Annotated in this window: 7 protein-coding genes; all 7 read right to left on the bottom strand. The window is 34.9% G+C overall.

Features of this window, described 5'->3' with window-relative positions; translation table 11 throughout:
- Positions 1-41: 41 nt before the first annotated feature.
- The 7 genes from ACWGOQ_RS10445 to ACWGOQ_RS10415 all read right to left on the bottom strand — a co-directional run bounded on the left by ACWGOQ_RS10445 (position 42) and on the right by ACWGOQ_RS10415 (position 13,028).
- Entirely contained in the window at positions 42-2,237 is a 2,196-nt protein-coding gene (locus ACWGOQ_RS10445; RefSeq protein ID WP_458202728.1) for a tetratricopeptide repeat-containing sensor histidine kinase, read from the bottom strand.
- Positions 2,238-2,379: 142 nt separating this feature from the next.
- Positions 2,380-4,197, bottom strand: coding sequence for an acyl-CoA dehydrogenase FadE (locus ACWGOQ_RS10440; protein WP_452058258.1), 1,818 nt, complete (start codon positions 4,195-4,197; stop codon positions 2,380-2,382).
- 29 nt (positions 4,198-4,226) lie between these two features.
- Positions 4,227-5,417 (bottom strand): acetyl-CoA C-acyltransferase, encoded by a 1,191-nt coding sequence (locus ACWGOQ_RS10435; protein ID WP_452058259.1) that lies wholly within the window; start codon positions 5,415-5,417, stop codon positions 4,227-4,229.
- Positions 5,418-5,512: 95 nt separating this feature from the next.
- Positions 5,513-7,918: a 3-hydroxyacyl-CoA dehydrogenase/enoyl-CoA hydratase family protein gene (locus ACWGOQ_RS10430; RefSeq protein ID WP_452058260.1), complete on the bottom strand. Its 2,406-nt coding sequence runs from the start codon at positions 7,916-7,918 to the stop codon at positions 5,513-5,515.
- Positions 7,919-7,935: 17 nt separating this feature from the next.
- Positions 7,936-8,391 (bottom strand): MarR family winged helix-turn-helix transcriptional regulator, encoded by a 456-nt coding sequence (locus tag ACWGOQ_RS10425; RefSeq protein ID WP_091408787.1) that lies wholly within the window; start codon positions 8,389-8,391, stop codon positions 7,936-7,938.
- Between the two features lie 193 nt (positions 8,392-8,584).
- Positions 8,585-10,357, bottom strand: a complete 1,773-nt coding sequence (locus ACWGOQ_RS10420) for an AMP-dependent synthetase/ligase (protein ID WP_452058261.1) — start codon at positions 10,355-10,357, stop codon at positions 8,585-8,587.
- Between the two features lie 271 nt (positions 10,358-10,628).
- Complete coding sequence (locus ACWGOQ_RS10415; protein ID WP_452058262.1) at positions 10,629-13,028, bottom strand: M14 family metallopeptidase; 2,400 nt, start codon at positions 13,026-13,028, stop codon at positions 10,629-10,631.
- Positions 13,029-13,047 lie beyond the last annotated feature (19 nt).

Below are 13,047 nucleotides of genomic sequence, written 5' to 3'. Positions count from 1 at the left end.
ATTTTTAGTTATACATCGTATAGGTTATTAAATAACCCTACTTATATTTCCAGAACCTCTGTTTTATCTATGTTTGATATGTTAGGGATTTCCATTATTATGATGGTGCCTTTACGCTTTGGGTTCGAGTCAATTTCTAATGAACCTAATAAGCTTTGAAGACGATTTTTTATGTTAGATAGACCAATTCCCGGTTTTATTTTGAGCATATCGAATCCTTTTCCATTATCTTCAAAAATAAGATGGATGGTATCTTGCATAACATCAATTTGTATATCAACTTTTGTAGCGTCTGCGTGTTTGATAGTATTGGTAATTAATTCCTGCAGTATTGCAAATATTTCGTTATGAAATTGCGAATTAAGAACATTAACATTATTTTCTGGATATGCACGGAAATTAATGGTCAAATCACTGGCATCTCCAATGTTTTGCATGTATTCTTTTAACAATGCAACGAAATTATTTTGGCTAAACTTTTTAGGAATCAAATTATGAGAAAGTGTGCGTACCTGCTGGTAGGTTTCATCTAATTGCTGATACATTGTATCGAGTTCCTGATGATTTTCAGAGAGATTACTGAATTGTAATTTAATTGCGGCAAGATTACCACCAATACTGTCGTGAAGTTCTTGGGCAATTCGTGTTCGTTCCTTATCCTGACCTTCTACTGAGGCTTTAATCATTTTCAGCTCTTGATCTCGGATTAATGTAGCAATTTTTTGTTCACTGACTTCTTTTTGCTTTTTGTTAAGTAAATTTTGAGTTTTTAACTTTTGATAGTAAAGGAAAAGTAAACCAATGATGGGAATAAGAATGATAAAAAAAGCAATTAAAATAATTCTTTTTGCAGATTTTTGTCTATTTATTTCTGATTCCTGAATTTCCTGATCTTTCTTCAGTATAATAATTTCATTTTTTGTTTTCTCGGATTCAGTTTTTGTCTTTTCAGATTCATTAACTAATGATAAGATTTTATTTTGATTTTCTTGTTCAGCTATTTTTGTTTGTAGACGAACATTTTCTAATGTTTTACTCTGATTTTTTAGCGCTAGGGATTTAATTGTATTTTCATTTTGTAAAACTTTAATCTCTTTTTCCTTTTGAAGTGTTCTAAATTTTACTTCTAATTGATTAATTTCTTTATCTTTTTGAAGTGTATTTATAGAGTCTTTGATCTTATATTGCGCCGTTTGATATTCTAATGCATCTTTATACTTATTCTGAAGAATAGCAAGTTCTCTAGAGTTGTCATACAGTTTTAGTTGTTCTTCTACCCATCCATACTTCGTGGCCTTTTCTAGACAGGAGTCAAAGATAGTTTTTGCTTCATCGTATTTTTCTTGCAAAACCAAAGTGCTCCCTATTTTTCTTAAACCACTAGCTCTAATTTCTGGGTATTTATCTTTTGGTTTAATGTTAATACTTTCTCTAATAAACCTTATACCTTCATCATATTGTCCTAAATCAATATAGCCAGAGCCAATATTCATCGTATTTAGAATTCGACTATAATAGTCCTCAGGAGTACAAAGATCTAAAGCTTTTCTATAGTTGTCAATAGATGCTTCATAGTTTTTAGAATTAGCATGAATCACACCAATGTTACTATAGCACTTTTGAATTAGTTGAGGATCTTTTTTATAAGTCAAAATTTCATTAAAATAGTTTAATGCTTCTTTATCTTTGCCCTCTCTAGAATATGATATCGCGAGGCCAAATAGTTGTCGATAATATCGGGTCGTATCTTTAATTTTTTTTGCAACTTCTATTCCTTTCAGTTGATTTTTCTTGCTTTTTTCATATAATCCTTTCGAGCCATAATTATAGGATAGGGCTGTATATGCCTCTATATAATATTTATCTCTTGTAGTATCATTACTAAAATTTTTGAAGGATAATATTTTGTTAGCATAAAAGATAGCGGAATCCGGTACACTTTTTACATTATAATAATAAACCAAAAGATTTGATAAGCTCGCTTTTCCAAGATCTGTTTTAAAATCTTTTAGATGTCTTTGTGCTGTTTGATAAGCTTTATTTTCATTTCCACTACTTAGGTGTTTTCTGACTTCATTGGATATTTTGTTTTCTTGTTTTTCTAGTTGCTCCAAGTCAGTCAATTTTGGTTTTAACTTTACTTGAGTTTGTCCTATAATTGACGATAACAATGAAAAGATAAAAGATAAAAGAATGGTTTGTAGAAATCTGTGCATTCGCAAATATATAGAATTCATATATTATAAAATTTGCAAATACTGTTAAGAATAATTCCTAAAGTGATATTTAATAAAAACCGCCTTTCCCCAACAGAAAGACGGTCTCTTAAATCAAAATTAAACAACTACCTAGTTTTGATCCTTAGGTTGGGATATATAATTATGAGAAGCAGTATCCGTTTTCTGCGGCTACTTTATCAGCAATCTTGGTTCTTAATGAAACAACATTAGGTTGATTAGCATATTTAGTGAAACGTTTAAGTCCCATTAACATCATGCGTTGCTCATCTCCTTCAGCAAAAGAAACAATTCCTTCTTTTCCTTTTTTGATAACGATATCTACAGCGTTATATAAGTAAAGTTGAGACATGGCAATCTGAATTTCCTGAGAATCCTCTCCAAAACGTTTTGCATTTTTCTCTGTACGTAAAATCGTAGATTCTGCCATATAGATTTCAATCAAAATATCAGAAGCGGCCATTAATAGCTGTTGGTGCTCTTCTAACTTTGGTCCATATTTCTGAACGGCAGATCCTGCTACCATTAAGAAAACTTTCTTAAGCTTAGCCAGGATTTCTTTTTCTTCTGCAAACAATTCGGAGTAATCAGGAGTATCGAAAGAAGGAATTCCAGTTAATTCATCAGCAACTTTCATTGCAGGACCCAGTAGATCTACGTGTCCTTTCATAGCTTTCTTTACTAACATACCAACTGCCAACATTCTGTTGATTTCATTCGTACCTTCATATATACGAGAAATACGGGCATCTCTCCAGGCAGACTCCATTGGAGTATCTGCAGAGAATCCCATTCCTCCAAAAATCTGTACCCCTTCATCGGTACAATTCTGTACATCTTCAGAAACTGCTACTTTAAGGATAGAACATTCGATAGCATACTCTTCTACACCTTTTAGTTCTGCTTCTTGGTGTGAATTTCCTTCCGCTTGACGAATAGCAATTCGATCTTCAATATTTTTGGCAGCTCTATAGCTAGCAGATTCATCAGCATATGTATTGGTAGCCATCTCCGCAATTTTAGACTTGATCGCCCCGAAATTCATGATTGGAGTTTTAAACTGGATACGCTCATTTGCATATTTAGTTGCCTCATTAATTACTCTGCGTTGTGCATCCAGACAAGCAGCAGCCAATTTGATTCTACCAACATTTAGGGCGTTCATAGCGATTTTAAAACCATTACCTCTTTCTGATAACATATTTTCTACAGGAACTTTAGTATCACTAAAAAATACCTGACGCGTAGAGGAGGAGTGGATACCTAATTTTTTTTCTTCATCACCTAAAGAAATCCCATTAGGGTTTTGAGGATCGTATTCAACAATAAATCCTGTAATATTTTTGTCATCTTCTATTCGAGCAAAAACGATCATAATGTTACAGAACCCTGCGTTAGAGATCCACATTTTCTGACCAGAGATCAAATAATGTTTACCATCATCAGAAAGAACAGCTTTTGTTTTACCAGAGTTAGCATCGGATCCAGCTCCTGGTTCTGTTAAACAGTAGGATCCCATCCATTCGCCGGTCGCTAATTTTGGAACATATTTTTTCTTTTGCTCTTCATTACCATATAATGTTATAGGCATGGTACCAATACCTGTATGAGCTCCAAAAGCAGTACTGAATGATCCGGTAGCACCAGAGATATAATCACATACTAACATTGTCGATACAAATCCCATTCCTAATCCATCATATGCTTCTGGAACAGCTACACCGAGAAGACCAAGCTCTCCTGCTTTTTTCATACATTCTTCCGTATAAGCATAGTCTTTATTTTCAAATCTTTCCCAATGTGCCCACAATTCACGGTCCACAAATTCCTTTGCACTATCACGCATCATCTTTTGCTCCTCAGAAAAATCTTCTGGAGTAAATACCTCTTCAGCTTTTGTTTCTTTTACAAGAAATTGACCTCCTCTAAGAATGTCTTTGTTTAAAGTTTCTGTACTCATTTTATTAATGTTATTTCTTTATTCTTTTTTTAGTTCAAAAATTCAAAGATACCTGCGGCACCTTGCCCGGTTCCTACACACATGGTAACCATACCATATTTACCTTTCATATCTCGCTTACGCATCTCATCAAAAAGTTGAACGGATAGTTTAGCTCCTGTACATCCTAATGGGTGACCTAAAGCAATCGCTCCTCCGTTTACGTTCACAATATCCTGATTGATGTTTAGCTCGCGCATTACAGCCAGAGATTGTGATGCAAATGCTTCATTAAGTTCAATTAATTCAATATCATCTTGTTTTAACCCTGCTTGTTTTAACGCTTTTGGAATTGCTTTTACAGGACCAATACCCATAATCCTTGGTTCAACACCGGCTGCAGCATAGTTTACAAGTCTTGCTATTGGTTCTAAGTTTAGTTCTTTAACCATATCCTCACTCATTACCATCACAAAAGCAGCTCCATCACTCATTTGTGAAGAATTACCAGCAGTTACGCTTCCTCCAGCTGCAAATACAGGTCTTAGCTTACCAAGAACTTCTTTGCTGGTTCCTGCACGTGGTCCTTCATCTTTTTTCACTACGTAAGATTTTGATGCTTTCTTACCATTCTCATCTACATAAACCTGCTCTACATTGATAGGAACAATTTGATCTTGAAAACGATCCTCTGCTTGGGCTTTTAGCGCTTTCATATGAGACTTATATGCAAACTCATCCTGATCCTCACGGGATACATTAAATTGATTGGCAACTGCTTCTGCAGTGTTTCCCATTCCCCAGTAATAATCTTCATGGCCTGATTTTGCTAAGTCATAATTTAATTCTGTTTTATATCCAGTCATCGGAACTGCACTCATGCTTTCTGCACCTCCAGCAATGATACAATCTGCCATTCCAGCTTGTATTTTGGCAGTTGCAATACCAATGGTTTCAATCCCAGAAGAACAGAATCTATTTACGGTAACTCCTGGAACGTCAATAGAATCTAGTCCCATCAATGAGATTAAACGAGCCATGTTTAATCCCTGAGATCCTTCTGGCATTGCATTTCCTACAATTACGTCGTCAATTCGATCTTTATCTAATTGTGGCAACTCTTTCATCATGTGCTGAATGGTTTCAGCAGCAAGCTCATCAGTCCTTTTAAATCTGAACACTCCGCGAGGCGCTTTTCCTACGGCTGTTCTATATGCTTTTACTATATATGCGGTTTTCATTTTGTTTTAGATATTTTAGATTATTTGATTTTTAGATTAGTTGGATTAAATATGCTAAGAATCCAACAATCTGGTAATCTAATTACTCAATATTACTAGTTACGTAATGGTTTTCCTTTCTTAAGCATATGTTCTATACGCTCTAATGTTTTGCGTTCTGTACATAAAGACAAGAAGGCCTCACGTTCTAAATCTAATAAGTATTGTTCTGTTACTAGTGTTGGTTCTGATAAATCTCCTCCGGCCATTACATATCCTAACTTATTAGCTATTTTATGATCGTGCTCTGAGATATATTTACTAGCTTCCATGGAATCGGTACCTACCAGAAACATTCCTAGTGCTTGTTTACCAAGTACTTTGATATCCTTACGTTTTACTGGTTGTGTATATCCTTGCTCTGCTAATAACTTAGCGTACGCTTTAGCAGTAGCTATTTGGCGATCTTTATTTACAACAACAATATCTTTTCCTTTTTGTAGTAAGTTGGTGTCAAAGGCTTCATAGGCTGAAGTGGATACCTTGGCCATACCAATAGTTAAGAAATGTTCCTGAAGGATATTGAGTTCTACATCATCTTTTTTGAAAAGATCAGAAGCTCTTAGTGCCATTTCTTTGGAACCACCTCCACCAGGGATAACACCGACACCAAATTCTACTAATCCCATATATGTTTCTGCAGCAGCGACCACTTTATCTGCGTGAAGCGCAATTTCGCATCCACCACCTAAAGACATGCCGTGAGGCGCAACTATAGTTGGAATCGCAGAGTAACGCATACGCATCATAGAATCCTGGAAATATTTAACAGCCATATTCAATTCATCATATTCCTGCTCTACAGCCATCATAAAGATCATCCCAATATTGGCACCGACCGAGAAATTTGAAGCTTGATTACCTACTACCAGTCCTTGGAATTCTTTTTCTGCAATGTCAATAGCCTTGTTTAAGCCAGCAAGTACATCTCCACCGATAGTGTTCATCTTGCTTTGGAATTCAACATTTAGGATACCGTCACCAAGATCTTCTACGACAACACCGCTATTTTTAAATACTTCAGATGATTTTCTGATATTATCCAATATGATAAATGCATCCTGACCAGGAACTTTTACATGTTCTTTTTTAGGGATATCATAATAATAAGTAGCTCCGTCTTTTATGGTATAGAATGATGTACTTCCAGTCGTAAGCATATCATCCACCCAAGCAGCAGGTTCATATCCTTCTGCTTTCATCATTTCGATTCCTTTTTCAACACCTACTGCATCCCATATTTGGAAAGGTCCGTGTTCCCATCCAAAACCAGCTTTCATGGCATCATCAATTTTGTACACATCATCCGTAATCTCTGGTATACGATTAGAAACATATGCAAAAAGAGCAGATAAGTTTTTACGATAGAACTCACCAGCCTTGTCTTTTCCTGCAATTAATACTTTGAAACGGTCTACTACCTTGTCGATAGTTTTTGTCATTTCTAGAGTTGCAAAAGAAGCTCTTTTCTTTTTTCTATATTCTAACGTATTTAAATCTAATGATAATATTTCTTTTTGACCGTCTGCCGATACATTCTTTTTGTAGAATCCCTGACCGGTTTTGCTTCCTAACCATTTATTTTCCATCATTGTATTTATAAAATCAGGAAGTTTAAATAATTCGTGGCGCTCATCATCAGGGCAGTTATCAGCGATACCGTTCGCAACATGTACTAACGTATCTAATCCAACTACGTCTACAGTTCTAAAGGTAGCGGATTTAGGGCGTCCGATTACAGGACCAGTTAATTTATCAACTTCCTCGATGGTTAGGTCCATATCTTTTACCATATGGAATAAGCTCATAATACTAAAGATACCAATTCTGTTACCAATAAAAGCGGGAGTGTCTTTAGCAACCACTGATGTTTTTCCTAAATATTGTTCTCCATATCCGTTAAGGAACTCAAGTACTTCTGTAGAAGTATTGGGCCCAGGAATGATTTCAAATAATTTTAGGTATCGTGCAGGATTAAAGAAGTGGGTTCCACAGAAATGCTTCTGGAAATCTTCGCTTCTTCCTTCGTTCATAAATTTTATAGGGATACCTGAAGTATTAGAAGTAATTAATGTTCCGGGTGTTCTATGTTTTTCAAGATTTTCAAAAACTTGTTTTTTGATATCCAATCGTTCTACGACTACCTCGATAATCCAATCTACATCAGCAACTTTTGCAATATCATCCTCCATGTTTCCTGTGATGATGCGATTTGCAAATGTTTGATGATAAATTGGAGATGGCTTAGATTTTAAAGCAGCGGTTAGTGAATCATTTACTAACCTGTTACGAACCACTTTACTCTCTAGTGTAAGGCCTTTTGCCTTTTCCTTTTCGTTTAATTCTCGAGGAACTATATCTAATAATAGAACTTCGACGCCGATATTAGCGAAATGACATGCAATACCGGAACCCATAATCCCTGATCCGACGACTGCAACTTTTTTAATGACTCTTTTCATTTTTTAGCTTCTGGTTGTTAAGATGTTATAGATTCTTTTTTTGTGTAAATTTTCTTTGTTGCAATGAGATCATTTATCAATTGAAATACTTCTAAGAAAGTATCCAACTTTTCTTTGGAAACATGTTTTCTTACAGCATGGTCAAAAGTAAAAACTACGTCTTTTGAAAAATTTCTCATCTCTACTCCGAAAGGGGTTAGATATATTAGAACACCACGACCGTCCTGAGGATTTTTCTTTCTAAAAATCAATCCTTTTTCTTCCATGGTTTTTAAAGTACGTGATAGGCTAGTAGCTTCCATTCCCATTTTGGGGCCTAACGAGGTAGAGGGAGTTCCGTTTTCCGGATCGATACTAATTAGTGCAAAACCGGTTGCCATAGTACTACCTTTTTTACCCGCCTCTTCGTTATACATTTTGGCAACAGCCATCCAAGTAGCACGAAGTGCATAATCAATTGTTTTTTCTCTCATTCAGAAAATTAGTTATGGTGTAAAGGTACTAAAAATTTACTATGCACGCATAATAAATTACGCAAAATATTATGAAAAGAGTAAGTAATTTACATTTTTCTATTGAATTAATAAAAAAACTCCTCATAAAATGAGGAGTTTACTGATTTAAAGTTAAAGTTTTACACCATACATTTGTAATCAGTGAATTGAATTAGCCATAAATTTTAGTGTATAAATCCTCGTATTTTGCTTTGATTACTCGTCGTTTTAATTTCATGGTAGGCGTCAGGTGTCCGGCCTCTATACTCCATTCATCGGGGGTAAGTTCAAACTTTTTAATACGTTCCCATTTACCAAATTTTTCGTTATGCTCATCTACTTCTTCCTGGAAACGATTAATTACCGTTTGGTGATTAACGATCTCTGCATTTGTTTTTCCTATCGAAAGGCCTTTTCGCAATGCCCAGTCTTTTACAAACTCGTAGTTGGGTTGGATAAACGCCGCTGGCATTTTCTCTCCGTCTCCTATAACCATTATTTGTTCAATAAAACGGGATTGTTTCATTGCATTTTCTATAACCTGAGGAGCAACATATTTTCCTCCAGATGTTTTGAACATTTCTTTTTTACGATCCGTGATGCGTAGAAAGCCTTCGCTATCCACTTCACCAATGTCACCGGTATGAAAGTATCCGTTTTTTAGTACTTCATTGCTTTTTACTTCATCTTTATAATACCCTATCATTACCTGTGGGCCTTTTACAAGAATCTCTCCATCTTCTGCTATTTTTACTTCTGTTTCCGGAATCATCTTTCCTACAGTACCAATTTTAAATCCTCGGTCTCTAACATCATTTACCGATACAACAGGAGAGGTTTCAGTTAATCCATAACCTTCCATCACATTAATGCCAGCAGCATTAAAAACTCTGGCTAATCTGGACTGCAAAGCCGCACTTCCTGAGGCGATTACTTTTAGGTTTCCACCTAATGCTTCTTGCCATTTGCTAAAGATTAATTTTCTGGCAATCCCCAATTTCTTTTCGTACCACCATCCATTCGCTTCATATGGTTCATATTTGAGACCAAGTTCCACAGCCCAGAAAAATAATTTCTTTTTAATACCAGTAAGATCTGCTCCTTTGGCAATAATTTTATCATATACTTTTTCCAATAATCTAGGAACTGCAGTCATCACATCTGGATGTACTTCTTTTAAGTTATCACTAATTGTTTCTAAAGATTCTGCAAAATATATACTTACACCACGGTATTGATATAGATACATAAGCATTCTTTCATAGATATGACAGACAGGTAAGAAACTCAAAGCTTTTGTTTTTCCATCTACAATAGGAAAGCGAGTGGAACTGTGTAAGGCATTACTGACTACATTTTTATGACTTAACATTACTCCTTTTGGCCTTCCGGTAGTCCCCGAAGTATATATCAAAGTAGCTAAATCATCTTCTTTTACAGAAGCCATTAATTTTTCTACTTCTTCCTGATTACTAGGATCTGTACCTAGTTCTAATACTTTATCCCAACTATCACAACCTTCAATATCATTAAAAGAATATACTCCTTTTAATGAAGGTACATTACCTTTAATGTTATTTACTTTTTGTAAAACTTCATTGTCTGACACAAAGCAATATACAGATTCTGAGTGGTTTAAAACATATTCATAATCTTCCTGAGAAATTGTAGGGTATATCGGTACATCTTGCGCTGCGATTTGTAAAACACCGATATCAACAATATTCCATTCCGTTCTGTTATTAGACGAAATGATAGCAATCTTATCATTTGGCTCAACGCCCAATCGTAATAAACCTCGGCTGATCTGATTCGCTTTTTCTACATATTCTTGGGTAGAAGTTGCAACCCACTCACCATTATATTTTGTGACTAAAGCTTTGTCTAAATTGTATTTCTCTAATTGATAATGAGGAAAATCAAATAATCTAGTAATTGTATTCATACGTTGTTTCAGATATTTTACTCTGTTTTTTAAAGACCCTTAAATTAATCATTATGTTTCAAAAACATTGTGATTAAGGTTATTTTCAATAGACACAATAGTTCTATTTTTTCAAAACTCTCTTCTTATTTAATTATATAGAATTTTATGAACTGTTATGCGCGCATAGTTTCGCAAATTATAAAAAATCCAGTAATACGCAACTCTAATATATAAAAAAAGGAGCTATCTTTTGATAACTCCCTAAGTTTTATGGAATATAATTGAAGAATTATCGTTTTATAACTTTGTAAGTTTTTATATTACCATCTATTTCTATAGTAAGGAAGTATATCCCCGGAATCAGTTTTGAAATATTAAATTCTTGATTTCCAGTAATATTATTTTTCACGTAAACTTCTTGTCCTATTACATTTCTAAATCGAAAATTAAATCTTTTAGAAGAGGATGGGGAAATCTGCAAAATATCTTTTGCTGGATTTGGAAAAACGATAAATTTTGAGAATTCGTTATCCTGCACATTTAAAATATTTTGATTGATAGTGTTTACTTTTAAATCATCAAAAAAGAAGCCATCTTCTTCGTTGTTACCATCTGAGGCAAACTGAAAACGAATTTTAATTGTTTCTCCAATATAATCGCTTAGACTAATTTCCTCTAATACCCAATCAGTTTGTGTTCCGTCATATAACGGTTCCCCCGTTGGTTGTCCCGAATTCGTACTTCCAGAGTTTGTGAACTTTCCACATTGTGGAATCCAGGAATTTCCATTGTCGATGGATACTTCAAATTGCGTATAATCCCAGTTATTTTCAATTTCCCATTTTGTAAAAAATTCAACACTTGCAAATATAGCGTCTCTCAGGTCAATACTTTGGGTGAGTTCTATAATTTTATTTTCATTAGAATCATAGTTGCCTGCTGGAGATTCTGTTATAGAAGCACTCGGTGATACGAATGTGGATGTTGTAGTGGACCAGCCAAATTGGGTATATTCACTTAAGTTATTCGCATTGTTATCAACAATTCTCTCGGCAGCACCATATCTCTTGGTTACATTTACGGACTCTTTAATTAATCCTCCATCTATTTGGATGGTATAAGAAATAGCATCGCCTACTTGGACTGAATTATTAATATTAATTTCAATGTTATCTAATATTTCTGTTCCGATTTGAGTACTGGTATAGTTTTTAGGACTGCCAACACTGGTAATATTTCCGGATATAGGTATTATACTAACCGTAAAGTCTCCACTGCCTGTGATGCCTAATCTTTTTAAGGTATAAGTAGCCTCAAAAGTAGTAGTTTCTCCAATAAAGATATTGCCTGTGCTTTCTGCCAAAGCATAATTGTTAGTCATTTTTGCAGCGGTAAGATTAAGATACATCATTTCTTTGCAGATTCTATCTATTTGGCTAAAGTCTGGCCAGAAACTATCACCAACTTCAGGTGTAAAGGCAAATATTTTATCGTGAGGTTGTGATGTGCCACCATACATAAAATCATCACTATCACCGGCAAATGGTGCATCCCTAAGAGTTTTGTATCCATTTTGAGAAGTAAGTTCTGCTCCCATCGCAACAAAAATATCTTCATCTGGTGTAGGCGTGTCTGGAGCATAGGAATACGGAAAATATAAAAGCTCACCAAACGTATGGTTATTCAGTGCAATTAGAAAATCGTGTTGTTCTGTAAACCATTGCATTGCTTGATTTTCTACTTCAGAGAAAGCACTGCTACCGTGGTATGTTTGATCGTTTATATTACTGGAAGCACCTGATCCTCCCCAAGTAGCATTAGTAGAATCTCCATTGGGATAATGATCATAATTCCGGTTATTATCTACTCCGTGTGTATTGAATCTGTTCTTTCTCCAGAACCCACCACCATTTGGATTGGTAACTTGATTGTATAAATAACCATCAGGATTTAAAACGGGTATAAAATAAAGTTCTGTATTATCTACGATTTGTTTTACATCTGGATCGGAATTGTAATTTTCTAGCAGATACCACATGTAGTAAATAAGCTGTGACAAACTAGCTGGTTCTCTGGCGTGGTGAATAGCATCATATAAAACCTCTGGTTCATTTTCGTCCATATCGGGATTATCAGAAATGCGAACCCATTGTATTGTATTACCACCAATAGATGGGGAAACAGAACTGTCTGGGGTGCCATTTGTTAAAAAGTTTCCAATAGTTGCTCTAGCAGAAATCAGATTTGGGTATTGTACACGCATGGCGTCCAAATTATCTAACATTTCTTGATATGTTAAATACCCTCCCATTGATCCTAATTCAAAATTAGATGGAGTTGGGTAATCTATAGTGGTTCCGTTTCCAGATGGACAAGTAAAGTTACGAACTGTTTTTTTGGTTTTGGCAATTTCATTTCGTCTTATAAAATCTGCTTCTGAATCTTCTACAATAATTTCAACTAGAAATCCCATGTTTCTGGCAATTTCAAGTTCCGTTGAAGAGAAATCAGAGATAATAAAAATTCCACGTTTATGTTGACCGTGATCCATTGGAATCCCTGCAGCCATTAGTTTTTCAAAATTCTCAGGAGTATTATAGATGATTTTGGCTTTACTGTAAGTTTGTTTAACCTGAGCATTAACACAAGCTGAAACCAAAAAAATCAGGGTAAAAAATAAATTTTTCACGGTTTATATATTTATGTTT

It is taken from the genome of Aquimarina ulvae (genome assembly GCF_053613295.3).
Note: the sequence above shows the minus strand (reverse complement) of the source record. Positions and strands in the feature narration are given on the sequence as shown.

Excerpts from the sequence above, each read along its gene's own strand:
- ACWGOQ_RS10445 (WP_458202728.1), bottom strand. The coding sequence starts at position 2,237 with ATGAATTCTATATATTTGCGAATGCACAGATTTCTACAAACCATTCTT.
- ACWGOQ_RS10440 (WP_452058258.1), bottom strand. The coding sequence starts at position 4,197 with ATGAGTACAGAAACTTTAAACAAAGACATTCTTAGAGGAGGTCAATTT.
- ACWGOQ_RS10435 (WP_452058259.1), bottom strand. The coding sequence starts at position 5,417 with ATGAAAACCGCATATATAGTAAAAGCATATAGAACAGCCGTAGGAAAA.
- ACWGOQ_RS10430 (WP_452058260.1), bottom strand. The coding sequence starts at position 7,918 with ATGAAAAGAGTCATTAAAAAAGTTGCAGTCGTCGGATCAGGGATTATG.
- ACWGOQ_RS10425 (WP_091408787.1), bottom strand. The coding sequence starts at position 8,391 with ATGAGAGAAAAAACAATTGATTATGCACTTCGTGCTACTTGGATGGCT.
- ACWGOQ_RS10420 (WP_452058261.1), bottom strand. The coding sequence starts at position 10,357 with ATGAATACAATTACTAGATTATTTGATTTTCCTCATTATCAATTAGAG.